19 protein-coding genes and 5 pseudogenes are annotated in these 18,105 nt (G+C 45.7%); 10 read left to right on the top strand and 14 right to left on the bottom strand.

The window, feature by feature from the left end:
- Positions 1–252: 252 nt before the first annotated feature.
- A pseudogene (locus ACEW9I_RS20115) lies at positions 253–654 on the bottom strand (cation diffusion facilitator family transporter); the annotation flags it as partial.
- A 333-nt stretch (positions 655–987) separates the two neighbouring features.
- Between ACEW9I_RS20115 and ACEW9I_RS20110 the strand changes: the two are divergent.
- A complete protein-coding gene (locus tag ACEW9I_RS20110) occupies positions 988–1,542 on the top strand; it encodes a manganese efflux pump MntP family protein (RefSeq protein ID WP_373542104.1) in 555 nt (184 codons plus the stop codon).
- A 143-nt stretch (positions 1,543–1,685) separates the two neighbouring features.
- Here ACEW9I_RS20110 and ACEW9I_RS20105 read toward each other — a convergent pair whose 3' ends face one another.
- Together ACEW9I_RS20105 and ACEW9I_RS20100 are read right to left on the bottom strand one after the other, a co-directional pair.
- The gene (locus ACEW9I_RS20105; protein WP_373542103.1) at positions 1,686–1,820 is read right to left on the bottom strand and encodes a hypothetical protein; all 135 of its coding nucleotides are present in this window, start codon (positions 1,818–1,820) and stop codon (positions 1,686–1,688) included.
- Positions 1,807–1,908 (bottom strand): annotated as a pseudogene (locus ACEW9I_RS20100) (Mo-dependent nitrogenase C-terminal domain-containing protein); the annotation flags it as partial. The pseudogene ACEW9I_RS20100 and the gene ACEW9I_RS20105, both read right to left, overlap by 14 nt.
- A 641-nt stretch (positions 1,909–2,549) precedes the next feature.
- Here ACEW9I_RS20100 and ACEW9I_RS20095 point away from each other — a divergent pair.
- The 3 genes and pseudogenes from ACEW9I_RS20095 (at position 2,550) to ACEW9I_RS20085 (ending at position 5,637) form a co-directional block, all read left to right on the top strand.
- Positions 2,550–3,279, top strand: a pseudogene (locus tag ACEW9I_RS20095) (heme oxygenase (biliverdin-producing)).
- A 323-nt stretch (positions 3,280–3,602) separates the two neighbouring features.
- Entirely contained in the window at positions 3,603–4,400 is a 798-nt protein-coding gene (locus ACEW9I_RS20090; RefSeq protein ID WP_373542106.1) for a radical SAM protein, read from the top strand.
- Positions 4,401–4,593: 193 nt separating this feature from the next.
- Positions 4,594–5,637 (top strand): fatty acid desaturase, encoded by a 1,044-nt coding sequence (locus ACEW9I_RS20085; RefSeq protein ID WP_373542102.1) that lies wholly within the window; start codon positions 4,594–4,596, stop codon positions 5,635–5,637.
- Between the two features lie 45 nt (positions 5,638–5,682).
- Here the strand turns inward: ACEW9I_RS20085 and ACEW9I_RS20080 are convergent, their stop codons facing one another.
- The gene (locus ACEW9I_RS20080) at positions 5,683–6,306 is read right to left on the bottom strand and encodes an integron integrase (RefSeq protein WP_373542101.1); all 624 of its coding nucleotides are present in this window, start codon (positions 6,304–6,306) and stop codon (positions 5,683–5,685) included.
- A 138-nt stretch (positions 6,307–6,444) separates the two neighbouring features.
- Here ACEW9I_RS20080 and ACEW9I_RS20075 point away from each other — a divergent pair, with 138 nt between their 5' ends.
- The 4 genes and pseudogenes from ACEW9I_RS20075 (at position 6,445) to ACEW9I_RS20060 (ending at position 8,985) form a co-directional block, all read left to right on the top strand.
- Positions 6,445–7,113 (top strand): cytochrome b/b6 domain-containing protein, encoded by a 669-nt coding sequence (locus ACEW9I_RS20075; protein ID WP_373542100.1) that lies wholly within the window; start codon positions 6,445–6,447, stop codon positions 7,111–7,113.
- Positions 7,114–7,193: 80 nt separating this feature from the next.
- Positions 7,194–7,388, top strand: a complete 195-nt coding sequence (locus ACEW9I_RS20070; RefSeq protein WP_373542099.1) for a hypothetical protein — start codon at positions 7,194–7,196, stop codon at positions 7,386–7,388.
- Positions 7,389–7,568: 180 nt separating this feature from the next.
- Positions 7,569–8,262 (top strand): annotated as a pseudogene (locus tag ACEW9I_RS20065) (alternative oxidase).
- Positions 8,263–8,367: 105 nt separating this feature from the next.
- Positions 8,368–8,985 (top strand): 4Fe-4S single cluster domain-containing protein, encoded by a 618-nt coding sequence (locus tag ACEW9I_RS20060; protein WP_373542098.1) that lies wholly within the window; start codon positions 8,368–8,370, stop codon positions 8,983–8,985.
- A gap of 258 nt (positions 8,986–9,243) precedes the next feature.
- Here ACEW9I_RS20060 and ACEW9I_RS20055 read toward each other — a convergent pair whose 3' ends face one another.
- The 10 genes from ACEW9I_RS20055 to ACEW9I_RS20010 form a co-directional block, all read right to left on the bottom strand.
- Positions 9,244–9,399, bottom strand: a complete 156-nt coding sequence (locus ACEW9I_RS20055; RefSeq protein WP_373542097.1) for a hypothetical protein — start codon at positions 9,397–9,399, stop codon at positions 9,244–9,246.
- Between the two features lie 370 nt (positions 9,400–9,769).
- Complete coding sequence (locus tag ACEW9I_RS20050) at positions 9,770–11,440, bottom strand: DNA repair helicase XPB (RefSeq protein WP_373542096.1); 1,671 nt, start codon at positions 11,438–11,440, stop codon at positions 9,770–9,772.
- Between the two features lie 6 nt (positions 11,441–11,446).
- Positions 11,447–13,321: a hypothetical protein gene (locus ACEW9I_RS20045; RefSeq protein WP_373542095.1), complete on the bottom strand. Its 1,875-nt coding sequence runs from the start codon at positions 13,319–13,321 to the stop codon at positions 11,447–11,449.
- 387 nt (positions 13,322–13,708) lie between these two features.
- Positions 13,709–13,906 carry a hypothetical protein gene (locus ACEW9I_RS20040; protein ID WP_373542094.1) on the bottom strand — a complete coding sequence of 66 codons (198 nt, stop codon included), beginning with the start codon at positions 13,904–13,906 and terminating at the stop codon, positions 13,709–13,711.
- Positions 13,894–14,202, bottom strand: a complete 309-nt coding sequence (locus tag ACEW9I_RS20035; RefSeq protein ID WP_373542093.1) for a hypothetical protein — start codon at positions 14,200–14,202, stop codon at positions 13,894–13,896. The genes ACEW9I_RS20040 and ACEW9I_RS20035 overlap by 13 nt, the downstream gene beginning before the upstream one ends.
- Entirely contained in the window at positions 14,203–14,364 is a 162-nt protein-coding gene (locus tag ACEW9I_RS20030; protein WP_373542092.1) for a hypothetical protein, read from the bottom strand.
- Entirely contained in the window at positions 14,357–15,148 is a 792-nt protein-coding gene (locus ACEW9I_RS20025; RefSeq protein WP_373542105.1) for a YhcG family protein, read from the bottom strand. The genes ACEW9I_RS20030 and ACEW9I_RS20025 overlap by 8 nt, the downstream gene beginning before the upstream one ends.
- Positions 15,149–15,197: 49 nt before the next feature.
- Complete coding sequence (locus ACEW9I_RS20020) at positions 15,198–15,605, bottom strand: hypothetical protein (RefSeq protein WP_373542091.1); 408 nt, start codon at positions 15,603–15,605, stop codon at positions 15,198–15,200.
- Between the two features lie 21 nt (positions 15,606–15,626).
- On the bottom strand, positions 15,627–16,145 hold the full coding sequence (locus tag ACEW9I_RS20015; protein ID WP_373542090.1) for a GNAT family N-acetyltransferase: 519 nt from the start codon (positions 16,143–16,145) through the stop codon (positions 15,627–15,629).
- The gene (locus tag ACEW9I_RS20010; RefSeq protein ID WP_373542089.1) at positions 16,142–16,462 is read right to left on the bottom strand and encodes a DUF1778 domain-containing protein; all 321 of its coding nucleotides are present in this window, start codon (positions 16,460–16,462) and stop codon (positions 16,142–16,144) included. The genes ACEW9I_RS20015 and ACEW9I_RS20010 overlap by 4 nt, the downstream gene beginning before the upstream one ends.
- A 492-nt stretch (positions 16,463–16,954) precedes the next feature.
- Between ACEW9I_RS20010 and ACEW9I_RS20005 the strand changes: the two genes are divergently transcribed.
- Positions 16,955–17,272, top strand: coding sequence for a hypothetical protein (locus tag ACEW9I_RS20005; RefSeq protein WP_373542088.1), 318 nt, complete (start codon positions 16,955–16,957; stop codon positions 17,270–17,272).
- A 482-nt stretch (positions 17,273–17,754) separates the two neighbouring features.
- Positions 17,755–18,105 (top strand): annotated as a pseudogene (locus tag ACEW9I_RS20000) (transposase); the annotation flags it as partial.

The following is an 18,105-nucleotide window of genomic DNA, read 5'->3' as shown; positions in this document are numbered from 1 at the left end:
TCTAACAGCGTGTAGAGTATTAATTGGGCGTAAGGGAGAATGGTGTTCACTGTTCTCATCAATGTTTTTCCACGCCCTTTTTCTCATATTTTCAACCCCTTGAATAGTAGAGCTAATATACTAGTGCAAGATGTGAGTATTACTAATATTCTAGCAAATTGGCACAAAGACAAGATTTATATCATATTTTTAAAATGTTACATGAAATCTAATTCGATCTAAATCGCCCGATTCAATTTAATTTCAGATCGTCCCAGTCCAAACAATGTTGGCTGCAACAAGTAGGGCAATAATGGGATCGAGTACATACCAGCCTGTAACGCTCACTAGCCCAATTCCCAGCACCACTCCTACCGATGTCCACACGTCCGTGAGCAAGTGATGGGCATCTGCTCTCAGGGTGATGGAGCGCAACCGTCGGCTAGCTCGGAGCAAAATCCAGGCAACTCCACCATTAATCGCCGTTGCCACCAGTGCTAATACTAAACCCAATCCAGCTTGCTCGATCGGCTGAGGAGCTAATAGACGCTGCCCTGCGGCAACAGCGATGCTACCATAGGCTCCAAACTTCAGCACAATCGTAATGATGGCTGCACCGATGGATAAAGCTGCGTAGGAACGAGCAGAAGGACGATGTTCGATCGATGGATTCATACTTTTTGCGATTCTCTAGGTACAGTTTCCTGCTCTAACTTTAACCGCTTCTGAAGTGAAACGATTTTAGTGATTGCCCCGAGATGGATGATAACATTGTTTTTTTAGAATATTTTTATTTGATTAAATATGAGAATAAAATGAAATTAAAATGAATAAAATATGACTTTTACGATTAAATTCTCTACGTTTTTATTGCATTTAAAGATAACTTAGATTAGGATGACATAGCCATTAATAAAGTTTTTCAGTATATAGTTAAATTTTTAGATCTACATTTCTGGCACGCTGGAAACCATTGTTCAACTTAATTAAGTGTCGTAATCAAATACCATGATGTTCTGGGAAGTTCTTTTATTTGCGGTTGTTCTGAGTATTGACTCCTTTTCTGCTGCCTTTGCGATGGGGTTCCGTCACTTTTCCGCAAAGAGAGCATTTTCCTTTGCTTTTAGTTCTGCTTTCGCCGAGGGAATGGCAACTGCAATCGGCTTCTTACTGGGTAGCGGAGCAAAAGACCTAATCGTGAACTACGACCATTGGGTTGCTTTTGGGTTACTAGTTGCAGTTGGCACCCATATGTGTTGGGAGGCATATCATCATGTTGGCGGCGAGGAAGAAGATTCTGAAGACCCTAGAACTCATGGGATAATCAAGATTCTTTTTATCTCAACTGTAACCAGCATTGACTCACTGAGTGTTGGTGTATCTCTCGGTCTTGCTGGAAAACCAATTCATACTTACTCACTGGCGATCGCTTTTGCCGCTTTTGCTGCTACTTATCTCGGTCTATTCTTAGCCAAGCGAATACCCTCTGCATTCGGTTCTCGATTGGAGATGTTTGGCGGAGCAGTATTAATTACGATTGGATTTAAAATGCTTTCCATCTGATTGCACAATGGGTTATTTTGTCAAAGTCGATCTTGCTGTTGATAGGCTTGGGTTCGTCCCATGAGCGGGAAACCCGCTCTGCTGGGGCAGATGCGAACGCGAACGGACGAACTTCTCAAAATTTATAATGGTATGCGCTCCTGCTACTTGCAATTTAGGTACCCGATCGCTAGTAAACAATTTACATCAGGTGGTAAATAAATCCGCACCACCTCCATACTTTTATTTGCAACTAGCTGAAATCTCTGACTATAGCTAGGAACATTACGGCGAGACATCTTCACCGCATTCATCTGCCAGGTATGAAAGAGCGCGGAAGCGCAAACCGACAGTTTGGTCGTAGAGCGGATTTAGCTTACACATCGGCGAGTCTCCATCAGTCAAACAGATGAAGTTATTTGTTTGACTGATGGTCAGACAATCATTGTCTAGCAGTAGAATTTCAATATTTCTTTAGAAATGGCTCAAGTTTGCTACCGATCGCTATGCTTTACTTTCAGTAACTATCGGACAGCCACGGTAACTGACTTGTGCTCGATCGAGTCTTGATGAACAATTGGTGCATAGCCATCAATCTCGATCGATTCACACTATGGTCAGTTCAATAATTCACGATCGATACTATCGGTTCGCCAGCGGTTCGCTACTAGTGATGTCAAGTCCGTCTTCTCTGCGAGACGCTACGCGAAAGTAGACTAACTAATTTGAGGAGTATTGCATTCACTAAGAGGTATTGCCATGAGCAATCGCTCGATACGCCGCTGGGAAAGTACCCATCCCAGTATTTTAGATACCCATCATCCAGAATTCTTTGCCCGTTTGGAGCAATGCGCAATCGCTAATCAAAAAATTGCAAAAATCTCCACTAGCAATCATTGTCTAGCGATTCAATTGGGTCAAAAACTACCCTGGTTTGCGATAATTATGTGGCAGTTGCTACGTCTTTATTTACTAACAATTATTAACGCTGAAAATTTCAAATCTAAAATCTATTAGGAGCCATGACGATGAGCAATCTATCGACTAGTCTACGTGAAGGCACCCAACAATCCCATACGGCTGCCGAGAATACGTCATTTATGAAATGTTTGATAAAAGGGATTGTCGAGCGGGAACCCTTGCGTAAGTTATTTGCCGATTTATACTTTGTTTACGACGCATTAGAGACAGCTTTGAGAAGTAATCTCGACCATCCGAGCATCGGTGCTATTTATTTTCCAGAGTTAAATCGGGCAGAAAGTCTGGCTCAGGATCTCGCGTTTTATTATGGTGAAAATTGGCAGAAACAAATTGTAGCTTCACCAGCAGGACGTGTGTATTGCGATCGGCTACAAAACTTGTCCAAAGCCGATCCAGTGTTGCTAATTGCCCATGCCTATACACGCTATATGGGCGATTTATCTGGTGGGCAAAGCTTGAAAAAGGTGATTCGATCGGCGTTGGCTTTGTCTGGAGCGCAAGGGACTAGTTTCTATGAATTCGACCAAATAACGGACGTTCAAGGAGCATTATCGCCAGGCTCTGGATGAGTTATCGCTACATGCTGCGACGATCGATCGGATTGTTGCCGAAGCGAATACGGCGTTTCTGTTCAATCGCGATATGGTGCATGAACTGGAAGCCGATGTGAAGGCGGCAATTGGGGAACATACGTTTGATTTGCTGACGCGACAAGATCGCGTTGGTAGCACAGAACGTCATCCTCGTGGAGTCGATCGAGAACCTGTCGCGAAATAAATAATAAGTAACCCAATTTGCTACCCAGAACCCAAGCGGTTTCTAACCGCTCCTCAGAATGCAAAGTCCGCCTACGCGGACTAGAACCCACATTCCGCACTTCAATTTTTGGTAGCACCAATCCTCGTCTAACGGTGCGTTACCCTTACGGGATAACACACCCTACGTTCACGAAAAATAAGGCTTTTTACCGATCGATTTTATGAAGTGCGGAATGTCGGCTAGAAGATTTAGTCCGCGTAGGCGGACTTCGCAACACTAGCACCGATTTCAATCGAGTGCGGTGCCTAAACGAAGCCAATATTTTAACCCGATCTCAAATGATAACTACGATTACTACACATTTTACTTCTGTTTATGGCCCAGTGCAATCTTGGCGGTTTGGTCGATCGCTCGGTATCGATCCGATCGGTTCTTGCTCTTGTTGTTCGTTTAACTGCGTGTATTGTCAGTTAGGCAAGATTGAGCGTCAAAGTTGCACCCGTCAGATTTTTGTCCCAACCGAGCAAATTCGCCAAGATCTCCAATCATTCATGCTGTGCGATGTGGACACCATCACCCTCAGCGGTAGTGGTGAGCCAACTCTGGCGCAGAATTTAGATGAAATCCTGATGATGGCGAAGGAGACGATCGCCAAACCGATCGGCGTATTGACCAATGGTAGCTTGTTGCCCGATCCCCAAGTGCGGGAAGAACTGGCGATCGCTGATTGGGTTGCTGTCAAAATTGATGCGATCGATTCTGACTCATTTCGTCGGATCGATCGTCCCCTGTCCACCATCAACCTTGAGGAAATCTGGGCAGGTTTACTCCAATTTCGCCAGATCTATTCAGGACAACTGGCAATTCAAACAATGCTCCTAACTGCCTGGAGCGATCGCCAACAAACAGACTATTTCCACCGGATGCAAGCATTACAACCAGACGAAATCCAACTCAACACGCCCACCCGCCCTCAGCCGCTAATCCATCAATTAGCCGCACGCGGCAATCAGCCACCAACAGATCGCGCCTATCCAACCAAGCAACTCAAGCAAGTTGATAGTGAGATATTACAGGCATTTGCCGATCGACTGGAAACCGCAATGGGAATTCCGGTGCGTTATCCGACGCAGACATAAGCGAGCTAACGGAGTAATCAGCGATTGAAATCGCTGCTAGTGTTGCAAAGTCTGCCTACGCAGGTTGGAACTCTCAGTCCGCGAAGGCGAAATACGGTTCCCTATTAGTCCGCGTAGGCGGACTTTGCATCACTAGCGGCGACTTCAGTCGCTGGCTAACCTGACTTATCATCATGAAACTTTCATCCAAAATATGACTTTATCAATCACTTCCACCACCGCAAAACAACCATTGATCGATCCTCAACCCAACTTTAAACTCAAAGACATCATTAAAACTTTACCCAAACAAGTTTTTCTCAAAAACCCGCGCAAAGCTTGGCAACAAGTGATCCTCAGCGTCGCGATGGTAGGTTTAGGTTATTTCGGTTTAGCGATTTCCCCGTGGTATTTACTTCCCATCATCTGGATTTTCACCGGAACTGCACTCACCGGATTTTTTGTAATTGGACATGATGCCGCTCATCATTCATTCTCTAATAGTCGCCGAGTTAACGATATTGTGGGACACATTTTGATGTTGCCACTACTTTACCCCTTCCACGGCTGGCGCATCCTCCACAACCATCACCACAAACACACCAATAAACTCAGCGTAGACAACGCTTGGCAGCCCTGGAAGCCAGAAGATTACAACAATGCTGGATGGTTGATGCAACTGGTTTATCGTGCCATGCGGGGGCGATTATGGTGGCTGGCATCGATCGTTCACTGGGCGGGGCTACACTTCCAATGGAATCGGTTTGCCGGCAAACAACGGGAACAAGTAAAATTCTCGGCTTTATTAGTAATTATTGGTGGTGGGATTGGTTTAACGCTACTAACATTAACTACTGGTTGGTGGGGATTAGTCAAATTCTGGTTGATACCTTGGTTGATATATCACTTTTGGATGAGTACTTTTACCCTCGTCCACCATACCGCTGTAGATGTTCAGTTTCAACCAGCGAGTGAGTGGAATGAAGCCACGGCGCAGTTAGCTGGCACGATTCATTGTGATTATCCGTGGTGGGTAGAAATCCTCTGTCATGATATTAATGTTCATGTCCCCCACCATATCTCAACCGCAATTCCTGCGTACAATCTCCGCGCAGCACACGAGATCATCCAAGCTAATTGGGGCAAATATGTCAAAGAACGTCAATTTAATTGGGGTTTGCTCCTAGAAATTACCGATAATTGTCATCTCTACGACCCGGAAAATTGTTATCAAACTTTTGATGATTTTCATTCATAAATTCTCCACCAAATTGCATCATGCAATCTCATCGAGATCGAGTGATTATCGATCGAGTGGACTCACAACACCTCGCCCACCCCGATTTAGCACATGGGTATAAATCATCGTGGTTTTGACATCTTTATGACCTAGTAGTTCTTGAATAGTGCGAATGTCATAACCATTTTGAAGCAGGTGGGTAGCAAATGAATGACGGAATGTATGGCAACTAACCCGCTTTGAGATCTTAGCTAGCCGCACGGCTTGTTTGAGAGCTTTCTGCAAGCCACTTTCATGGAGATGAAACCGGACAATCCCGCTACCTCTGGGATCTTGACAGCGAGTTGACGCGGGAAAGGCATATTGCCAAACCCATTGACGGGGAGCATTGGGATCTTTGCGATGGAAAGCAAAAGGCAATATGGTTGCCCCATAGCCGATTTCTAAATCTTGCTGATGGATGAGGCGAACTTGTTGAATGTGAATTTGCAGTGGTTCGATGACGCTTTGCGGTAGCAATGTAACTCGATCCTTACCACCTTTGCCGCAGCGGATGACCATTTGAGACTGGGCAAAGTCGATGTCTTTGATTCGTAGCTCCATACATTCGCGCAAGCGCAGCCCACTACCGTAAAGTAGTTGCAGCATCAGCCGATGAACTCCGGTCGTTTTGTTGAATGATGGCATTTTCAGTCTATCTACCCGAATTTGGGTGGATAGGTGGAAAGTTTCCGCCTAATAATAGTTACACTGCTATAGCCTCCATGGGAAGTTCTGATGCTGCTATGATTCGAGAAACTCCTGATTAGAAGAAACATCGTAAATATGTCGCGTACCCACCCATATCAGCCTGTTTTACTACGAATATTGCATGGTATTGCTGCGGCACTACTTGTTTTAGCCTTGCTTTCAGGTTTTTTGATTTACAACACGTATGACAAGCGTTGGGGTAGTCTTGCTCTATCCACGATAGGAGATATTCAGGGTATTCATGGCACAATTGCGCTAGCGTTTCTATTATTTCTACCAGTTTTTGCTCTATACAGTTTTCATATTGGCTATCGTCGTCTAGTACAAGAGCAATCTTTCAGTCAATTAAAACAGCTTGGCAAGCCAGTGTGGTGGATATCAATACATCGGTTGGCAAATACGTTAATGTTGCTTGCGGCAACGTTTGCTGTGGTAACTGGTCGAATGATGAAAGAAGAATGGCTTCCTGCTGGAGAAATTCATCGTCCATGGTATCTGGCGCATTTGATAGCGTGGGTATGTGTGTTCATTAGTCTTGCGTTACATCTACTGATGGGAGCCAAAGTCGGTGGATTTCCCTTGCTAGTATCAATGTTTAATTGGACAATACGAGACGAGGATACGCCACTTCCCTGGCTTCAAGAGGTCAAAATTAAACACTCTAGTTTGGTCTTGAAGGTTCTTGAAGGTATTGTGATTGGAGGCATTATTATGGCATTTCTTCTTCCAGTCTTTAATTCCTAAAATGTAATAATCGTATAACAATCCCGTTGCACACCGACTGTATGAAGTGTCTGGTGAGTTCGAAAGGCTACTAGCGGCGGGTGAACGGGGTCGTTGGGCTGCTTCATCTTCCGGTAAGGACGGTACAGCAAAGCTATCTGTTATATTGTCTCATTCAGGCTCTGAGCAAAGCCGCCCAAGGCGATATCGATCGGGGGTTAATGTTTTCTGGTGGTGCGGTAAAACCTGTGGCAAAGATCCTACCTGTCGCCGAATTGATGGCATCGCTCACCTAAACTTTAGGATCGATTAGACCGAGCTTAATTATTTCTTTAGAATTGCCTCAACACTCGATCTTCACCCAATCTTTTACTGTTGGTAACTATAGGGGGAAAATGTAACCATCTTGCGATCCCGATGGGGATCTCTAGGATGGAGATATAGACCCAAACAGATGTTACGCAGGAGCATTGAGCATGATTCGTTTACTAGTTGGTGTGCTGGTATTTGTGATTAATACAGTTTACCCTAGATCGACCTATTCCCCGATTTTATGTACTGGAAACCGTAGCGCGGGTACCTTATTTTTCCTACCTATCTGTACTCCACTTTTATGAAACCCTGGGATGGTGGCGGAAATCGGATTGGTTGAAAATACATTTTGCCGAATCCTGGAATGAACTGCACCACCTATTAATTATGGAAGAATTGGGCGGCGATAAAGTGTGGATCGATTCACCATAGGCGACGCTTCGCGAACGATTCCTCGCCCGCTCCGTTGCCTTACTTTACTACTGGATTGCTGTTGTATTATATGTAATTCAGCCCAAAGCAGCCTATAACTTCATGGAATTGGTCGAAGGTCATGCCTACGATAGCTACAACAAATATTCAACAGAAAATGCCGCCGAACTGAAAGCACAACCCGCACCACAAATCGCGATTCAATATTATCGAAATGGTGATTTATATATGTTTGATGAGTTCCAAACTGGACAAAAATTCGAACCCCGTCGGCCATCAGTCAACAACTTATATGACGTATTTGTAAATATTCGCGACGACGAACAAGAGCATGTCAAAACAATGACAGCTTGCCAACGAGCTAATGCTCAACTCACCTTCAAAAGTCCTCACAGTCAGGCTCAATTAGAAGCTACCAGATCATAGTTCGTTCGCGTTGGCGAAGCCTGCCATTAGGCACAGCGTGGGCTTTGCCCAATCGCCTAGCACCTGCACCACACATCAAGATTACAGTTCAATCGGAGTCATCAGATGAATTCACAATCTTTACAACCAACCCTCAATCTGCCCCAAATTCCCGCTGGTTATTTAAACCTCATGGGCTACGTCAATGAATCGGCAGTAAACGGCCCAGGTTGCCGTGCTGTTGTGTGGGTGCAGGGCTGCTCGCGCCATTGCCCCGATTGCTTTAATCCCGAATCGTGGTCATTCGAGCTTAATCAACTGATTTCGATCGAAGATCTTGCTCTCAAAATCCTCAGCAACCCACGCGATACTGGCGTAACCTTCTCAGGTGGCGAACCGTTTTGGCAAGCCCCTGGACTGGCAAAACTAGCCCGTCAGGTGAAGGCGGCTGGATTAACTGTGATGGCATTTACGGGGTTCACTTTAGAAAAGCTGCAAGCTCCCGATGCGCCTGCGGGGGCAGCAGAATTGCTCGAAGAACTCGATCTCCTAATTGATGGCTCATACATCCAAGAACTAGCGGTGCATTCACCAAATTCTCCGGTGTCATCTAGTAATCAGCGGCTGCATATTTTCAATCCTCAATTACAAGACCAAATTACCTGGGCAAGTGACCAAATCGAGATCCATGTATCGAATAATGGCGATCGATTGGTAACTGGATATCGCAGATACGAGGAATAGTTAACGGGAGCACGTTCGCCAATTGATTTGTGACCATTCCACATTATTCAGTTTGTTAACTGGATATGTTTTAGACATTTAACTCTATTTGGTAGCTTTTCCGTTTAAATCACCGTCCAGAAGTGGGCAGATCTAAAACATTACATTTTAGCCTTGGCTTTTTCTGAAATCCTGTCTCATTTAGCATCCGGTTAGCACCTACTCAAAAAGAGAGCTAAAATGAGATTACTTCGTTCCTGATGTTGATTGGTTGTACCTTTAGATGTCCCTAATAAACCGAGTCAAATTGGAAGTGTTGTTGAATGCTGCAAAATCATTCAACCTCTGACTATTGCCTTTTGGCTCCAGCGATTCAGCCTGATTGCGCTGGTTGGCTTTGACGGTCTTTTGGAAAGGATTCCTGTTCGTCATCATGGGTACTTGCTTGCTCGCCACCATCTTAGGCTGACAGTTTGAGAGCTTTTATCCCTGCTTTACGGGTTGAGGACTAGTCGCGACCGTAAGGGATATGCTTTCACTAGAACACTCTCTAGGAGAGGGCTTTCACCTCTATCAGCATCAAGTTGTCAAGATTCCTAAGAATCTAGCTAACTATCCTTCAAACCCTTAGATTGGGCTGATTTCAGTTAAACGAATCGCACTATGCAAATAACCCCATAATTGGATTCATGGAAAACCAACTTTTCAAGGACGAGAACTGAGAGATCTAATCCGCAAATTATTAGATATTCCTTGACTAAATGGCTGTCTCTGCATAGAGCCTAGATTTAATTGATGACACGCCTTATCCGTTAGATTCGATCCGATAGAGGTAGCCTTGTTCAGATAGAAACAATTGGCGGTGTCGGGCGAAATCCTCCTCACAGGTACGGAGTGAAACTAAGGTATAAAATTGCGCTGCTCGACCATCAGATTTAGGCCGCAATACCCGCCCCAACCGTTGGGCTTCCTCCTGACGTGAGCCATATTTCCCAGAGACTTGAATCAACACATCGGCATCAGGCAGATCCAAGGCAAAGTTACCCACCCGTGAGAGGATTAAACCTGTAATCTTCCCAGCCCGAAATTCATCATACAGTCGATCGCGTTCCGGTTGGGAGGTTTTGCCTGTTACTAGTGGTAAACCAGTTAGCTTGGCTAACGCATTTAATTGGTCTAAATACTCGCCGATGATTAAAATGCGATGTCCGGGTAATTTTGCCAAGAGAGACTGCACTACCGTATTTTTGCGCGGATTTTCGGCAGCGATGCGAAATTGATGTCTTTTGGCAGCGAGGGCATATTCCATTTGTCCAGCCGGATCTTGGGCGACTCGAATTTCTGTACATTCTGCTGGAGCAATAAACCCCTGCCCTTCAAGTTCCCGCCAGGGGACATCATAGCGTTTCGGGCCGATTAGGGCAAAGACATCGCCTTCTTTTCCATCTTCCCGAATTAGTGTTGCAGTCAATCCCAATCGCCGCCGAGCTTGCAATTGGGCGGTAATCCGAAAAATTGGTGCTGGGAGTAAATGTACCTCATCGTAGATAATCAAGCCCCAAGCTCTGGCACTAAAGAGTTGAAAATGGGGAAATTCATCGGTTTTACTTGAGCGATAGCTCAAAATCTGATAGGTAGCCAGGGTAATCGGGGCAGTTTGTTTGCTCTCGCCGCTATATTCAGCGATCGAGTCGGGTGCTAAATTGGTCTTATCCAGCAATTCTCGCTGCCACTGGCGCACGGAGGTTAAGCTACTCGTCAAGATGAGCGTATTTTCCTGGATCGTGGCGATCGCCGCCAATCCTACCATCGTTTTCCCCGCCCCACAAGGTAAAACGATCGTGCCACTCCCACCCCGTGCCAATCCTGCCTGGTAAAATGCAGCTACAGCTTCAGTTTGATAGTCACGTAACCCAAACGGTTGTCCCGATCGACAAGTCTCTCGTAATTCAACTTCCAGCCTGTCACCATCGACATATCCCGCCAAATCTTCTGCCGGATATCCGGCAATTAACAAGGCTTGCTTGAGTACCCCCCGATGGGCGGGATCGACTTCAAATACCAGATCGCTGCGCCGCTGGGCAAGGAACTGGGAAACATCTCGATCTCGACTGAGTAATTCCGCCAGGGGTAAATCTACCATCGTCAGTAGGAGTGTATCGTCTACCCGATCGATTGTCGTCAATCCATACCGATTCCCCAACGTCTCCAACTCCTGCGCGATCGCTTCCGGCATGGGATACTTGCTATGCGATCGCAATGCAGCAATCATCTCCACCACAGGCATCCCCGCCGCCCTAGCATTCCAAATGCTCAAGGGTGAAATTTGATAAGTATGAATATGTTCGGGACTTTTGACTAATTCTGCAAATGGAGCAATCGCATCTCGCGCTGCATTTGCCTTGGGTGAATGAACTTCGAGCAATACAGATCGATCGCTTTGAATAATTAAGGCATTATCTGGAATGTAGGACATAATTTATTAATTGGGCAAACTATATCCAATCTTCTTGAGTGCGTTGCGAAACTTAGTTTCGGTTTCTGTCGGGACGACTAAATAACAGGCGGCTCCCGCCATCATCGCCGTCGGTCGATCTGCGAGGAAACAAAACGCCTTCGTGCGAGTATCATTAGCAATCAGGACAGCCAAAGCGGGATCTACACATCGAATCAATCTAGCCGCACCGAGATCTTGCAAACTGGTGGTACGAGTTTGGAGATCTGCGAGAAACTGGAGCACAGTTTGGGGCAGAATTTCACCACTATTAGCCACCAAAAAAGTTTTCAGTTCTTCAACACTTCGCCCTTGAGCAATTGCTTCTAATAATTTACCTCGATCGAATGTCCACACCGAATCAGAAACATTCTGCAAACTACTATCGAGCATCAATCGATCTGCACGAGATAATTCACCCACCGCGACAACCTCTAAATTCGGCAAAATTCGCAGAATTTGTTTCTGAGATAATTCTTTGGGAATATATAGATCGCTAATGCCTAATAAATAAGCACCCAAAGGCGTAATCCGAAAATATGCCAACCCATCATAACTGCTTAAAGGATTGTCAATATAATAATCATTACCATCATTTTTAAAGTTTGCCAGACTATCATCAGGATGAAGAAACGACACATCAATTATGCCCAATGTCGCGATATATTCAAACAAACAACAGACTATATACCGAGCTTCGACGATATTGAAATTAGCATCATAGTAACTACCACTTTCCCCATCGATCGTCAAATTTTCGAGGCTGCGACAGACGACTAGATCGTATCCCGCCGCTAAAATATAACGAAAGAATTCAGTAATTCTGATCCATTCTCCGACTGGACAATCTTTCAAGGCTGCCACAAGTTGGGTACGTCTTCCAGCAACAGCAGTCAGGGAACGTTTGCCTTTCCCAGTTTGTCCTTTAATCCCATCTACTCGCCGCAGTTCATCGAATAACGTAGTTTTTTGCCAATTTTTCCAGATAATTTGCAGTGTTTTTTCGGCTGGTTCGATTAAAGCTTTTTGTCCAGCTTTTGTTAGTCTGAGATTTTTACCACTCAACTCTACCAGTTTCCCTGCTTGTAATAACATCACCCAAGCAAAGGGTTTAATCTGACCGATCGAGTAATTATAACGCCAACCTTCTGGCGATTTGTCGAATTTCCATTCGCTATAATAGTCGCCTTCTTCTAAGACTTGTTCGATCGCTTTTAGTGTCGCAGTGGAAGGATTAAAAGTTTTGTCGCTAACCGCAACTTTCCCCAAATCCACTAATCTCAATACCGTTAGCAACTCCCGCCTTGCCACTTGCTCGGTTTCCCGCATTTGCATCGGGAACTCCACCTCATAAGGTGTCCGCGTCCGAGTTTGGCGATCGAACTCCATTCTCGTCACTGACAGTGTAGCTGAAATCGTCTCCTGACTGGCAATCTGAGTAGATGCTGGCGGCGGTACAAACCCGCGCAGCCGCTGTTTCAAGTCTTGCGGCATGATGGAATTATAGAAGAACAAATCCAACGCCGTCGGCTTAAAATCATGGCTATAACCATACCTCCCCGCACCCCAGCTAGGAGCTTCATTATACTTACTCACAAACCTAATTTTTTCGTATCGATCGCTGGTGCTAGAATAGACAGTCTCAGCAATTGCCGCTTGCTGAAGTCGATCGCACTGTCCCCACAATCTTATCAACGTCGAGCCTTCCAGCGATTGATGGATGTATTCAACTAGTTCGGCTTTGCGAGTTGGAGATTTCCCACCAAGTAACAAACCCGCCAGTTTCTTGAGCACGTCAACCGTGTGGATGTTGAGTGCCTCTAATAAAGTGGGGATGCGATCGATCTGGCTGTAGTAGGGCATTCTTTTCTCAAAAATGATTCAGGGGCTGATGATGGTAATTGAGACTCGTTGGCGCAGCCTTTTTGCTAAGGCAAACGCTACGCGTTGGCAACGTCTGCGCTTTGCGCTTACGGAACGAAAATCGATCTCCAACAAGTATTATATTTTACTGTTTTGATGAGAATTAAATCCGTAGGATCTCCGCTGTCTCTGTCAAACCCACAGATTCCCGTAAGATCGATCGTATTTTAGAGTATTTCTCGCACAATCCAAACCTGCTTTGTCTCGTAGAATTCACCACGCTGTTCGATCTTAAACCCATTCAGTAGCAAACCAAGCCAAACTTGCACCAGGGGCATCTCAATCGATCTCTGTAACTCCAATAATGGCACTGACTCATTATCCCACTCATCCAATCCCACAGACGGCATAAATCTCACCCAGCCTACGGATTGCTTCTCCGGCTGCTTCTAGTCTGTCTGCTGGAAGTAACCGATCGATCGATTCATCAACTTCGGTCAACAGCCCCAAGAAGTCTGCTCCAACTGAGTTAGTTGTAGCTAGATCCAATCTGTCCCAGATAGTTAACTGAATTATTTCTGGCATAGATAACATGGACGAATCGGGCATTGGCTGGGATGGATTAGTTCTTGAGATGCCAACTTTTTAAATCCATACTCCGTCCCTAACACTTCTAAAACTTGCCGGAGATACTCGTGAACTTGAGATGGCAACCATCCCGCACAATGGACTGGCTGCACCACTGCTAACTTATTATGCCCATCCCAGACCTCGACCCCGATTGCATGAATCGGTGAATCCTCCCGCATCTCCCGCCACACCTGCAAGACTCCATAAGTCACTTGGGGCACATCTACCTGATCCACCTGCTCGATCCTCATTCATGCCCGCTTCTGATTGATTTTGTCGCGGTTACGCGCATAAGAACGCCGCGAATGGCACAACCGATCGTCCCAACAACTAGGGTGACGCGATCGCGCCTCCGCAGCACCTAGCAGAGCGCAACGGCGACACTTCTCAGGAATTTGTTTGGACTTAACCATCGCCACCTTCCTTCAACTCAATCGCACCTAATTCCGCCTCCAACTCCGCGATCGAAGGTAGTTTCGATACCAGGGGATCTGGTAACGATTTAGTCAAAGCCTGAGTCCACTGGGCTACCCCCATTGGCTTATTAATATCCCGCAGCGCATATTCCGCCACCACCCCATTTTTAGACCGACACAACAATATCCCAATCGTCGGTTTATCCTGAGGATGGCGCAACAAATCGTCCACCGCTGACAGGTAAAAATTCAGCTTTCCCACATACTCTGGTTTGAACTCATCCACCTTCAATTCAATCACCACATAGCAGCGCAGTTTGAGATGGTAGAACAGCAAATCCAGGCGAAAATCTTGACCCCCTACCTCCAGGGGAAACTGTTTGCCTACGAACGCAAAACCCGCCCCCAGTTCCAATAAAAACTTCTCGATATGTTGGACTAAAGCATTCTCAAGCTCTCGTTCCTGGGCTTCCATTCCCAAACAAAGAAAATCCAGGACATACGGGTCTTTCAGCGTTGCCCTCGCTAGATCCGTTGGCGAAGCCTCTCCTTTGGAGAAGCGGTCTGGAGGTAAAGTTGCTTCAAAATTGGTTACAGCTTGACCCTGGCGTTGATATAGCTGGCTCTCAATCTGTATTGACAATATATTCCGCGACCAACCATTAGTCGTCACCTGTTGGGCATACCAAAGTCTAGGTTGAGACTGTCTCAACAGAATTTCTCGCCCAATTTGCCAGTAGAGGAGAATCAACTCCCGATTAACCGCCAGAGCCGCCCGAATTTGGCTGGTGCGAATCCGCTGTTTGAGACTGCTGAGGAGTTCTTGGTATTCAGTACTGAGTTAAAGTTTGAGAACTAACTCGATCGTGGGGCGTTTGGCGTGAAGTCCCCAGCAGTTGGGCAACTTGGCTGGCACTAAGGACGGTATCGAGGAGCTGACGGCGGTGCTGGAAATGTCGGGCGAGGGTTTCCATTTCCAGTTGAATGCGTTCGGTGCGGGTATATGTCTTCCCTGCGATCGATTCGGCTAAGGTCGTTGCAGCAGGAGCGACAGTTTCGGTATCGGTAAATTGCTTGAGGGTCTGGGTAAGCTGAAAATGCTGGCCATCATGCCAACCAGTTCCAGCGGATGGTGTCAATAATTTTGGTGAAGAAGAGGAGTAAGATAATGTTTGAATTAGAATATAGTACGTACATTCTAGTGCAAGATGTGAGTAACTCCAATTTCTAATCGCCATCTGTCATCATCGCCATTCCCGTCAACTCGAACTGAACTGTCTAGCAATCAGCGTCATCGGTAGGTACAGTCGAAACGGCTGACCCACAAACGAAACAAAGTTATGATATTCGTAAAAAGCCCGCGCCGCGTCATCCTTGGCATCGACGACAACCGCCGCCGCCACGATTTCATTCATTAAACTCCGTCGCAGGGCATCGACGAGCAAAAACGCTCCTAGTCCCTGCCCTTGGTAGCGTTCGTCTATGGCAAGTCTGCCCAGTAGAATCGCCGGAACCATCGGATACCGAGGCAGCTTCTTTCGCATCGCTTCTGGTAGATCTTCAAACTGAATTCCTGTAGCAGCCAAGGTGTAATAGCCAGCAATTTTTTCTGCATCTAGGTCATAGAGAACGAAGGGCGTGGCAACATATCGCTTGAAATCTTGATTGGCGCGTTCGCGTAAATATCGATCTAGGGGTTCGCTACCAGAGCAAAAATCGGCGCGGTCGTGTTCTGCTCCCAACTGCGCTATTTGGTGGGCGAAAGGCGGAAAGCTCATCCCAGCCCCTGACTTTGTTTGTAACGCGAAATCGCCCGTGCCAATGGTGCATCCTCACTCAGTTCTGGCGAAGATTGCAAAGATTCGGCAAAAGCGATGCTATCAGCGCGATTGAGTTTGATGACAGTATGCTCTGAAATGGTCTGTACGGCGGCATTTTGAGCGTGAGAGACCACAAAATCGGTCAAACTTCTGCCTTCTAAATCTGCCGCCCATTGTAATAATTCCTTCTGTTCGCGGCTCAGACGTGCTTCCAACCGCTCTGATTTACTAGTTTTTTCTGCCTGGTGCGCGGCTGCGAATTCTGGTCGAGACATAGGGCGAGATCCTGCATTGAGCGAGACTTTCTTTCTTATATAGTACGTCTTTTTGCCGTACAGATCGAGTGGGCAATCTCGATCGATTACTCATTCCCATCCCTGAGAATGCCAACCCAGATCGGATAAGATTGTTCTATTGGCGAACTGAGGAGATCGATCGTGGTTTCTACCTGGTAAAAACATCGCTAAGATCTACTCCGACAGCATACTTGGCTCGGACTAATGGTGGACATTTCACGACCGCCTTGGCGGCGCGCTTCGCGTTCGACTTCTCGATCCCAATCTTTAGCCATTAGCGTTGCTCGAACCGAGTATTTCAAAACTAGCTGCTCTCTCCATGATTAACTTGCCAGCAATTAAGATTGTCCGCACTACTCCACCAAGATGCGGCGGGACTTAGAGACTTTTTTCGCCGTGAATTCCAAGTATCGGTTTCTCCAGAGACGATTCTAGCCTTTCTCAACTTGTCCGAACGCGAGGCGATCGGTCATGTTATTGCCTACCCTTGGACATTTGCTCGAAGCTCAGTTATCATCAGGGACTGTGAATGCGCGGCTGGCTGCGTTGAAGTCGTTTGTCACTCATGCTGCCAAGCGTAAACTGTGTGTTTTTAGATTGGACGATATTAAGTCGGTGAAGGCTCAGACTTACAAAGATACGAGGGGGATTTCGATCGACCAATTTCAGTTGTTAATCGATAGGATCGATCGAACGACAGTCATGGGTAAGCGGGATTATGCGATGTTGCGGTTGCTCTGGGATAATGATCTAAGGCGGGCTGAGGTATGTGGACTCGATCGATGTTGAATACTTCAATCTCACGATAGCGAAGCCGTTTAGATGGACTTACAAGCGTAAACCGTTAGCGGCTTAAATAGTAACTCTATTTAAGCCGCTCAGTACTAGTAGTAGATATCCAGAAATTACCACATTACAGTTAATAGAGAAATTAAGGTGCGATCGATATCAAGTGTAATCATAGTTTACGACTACCTTCTTAAAATATACTTGGGTCGGGTCACAACAGTTAAATACTAGATATCTTCCGGTCAGATAGTTAATAATTGAAATATCTTCCTATTGATAGATACTCAGTTTGTAAGATATATTTTGAAATCTATCTATTTACCGATCTATTTGTTAGCTGTACGATTGCCATATTCAACAAATCTTAAAAAATGTAGATTGAAATTATAACCTCTCCATAGTAATAATTTACGATCGTACTTTCCTCACAAGATACTCACAGTCTTGTCCTAATATGTGGCTAAGTATTTAGGGGAAAGATCTTGAGTAATATAATTAGCAGCCCTTCAAAACAACTTTATACAAATTCAGTATCGGCAGATTTGCATACCGATCTAAATATTCGGTCTAACATCAGAACATCCAAAGTTGAAACCCTCGCCAAACTCTATCTAGACAGCAAACCTGCCCAAATTGACGATGCAACGCTGGTCGAATTATGTGATTGGCTGTGGGGTGAGTTTCAAGCTACTCCACTCAACCTCGAATTCTCATGGTACGAGCGTTACCAGAATGCCGCCGAAATGTTTGCCGATATCAAGCAAAGTCATCTGTGGGTGTCTGCTGAAAATTACGATACCAGTCTGGGTATCAATCCGATTTATAACTTCATC

It is taken from the genome of Chamaesiphon sp. (assembly GCF_041738855.1).
Lineage (GTDB): Bacteria > Cyanobacteriota > Cyanobacteriia > Cyanobacteriales > Chamaesiphonaceae > Chamaesiphon.
Note: the sequence above shows the minus strand (reverse complement) of the source record. Positions and strands in the feature narration are given on the sequence as shown.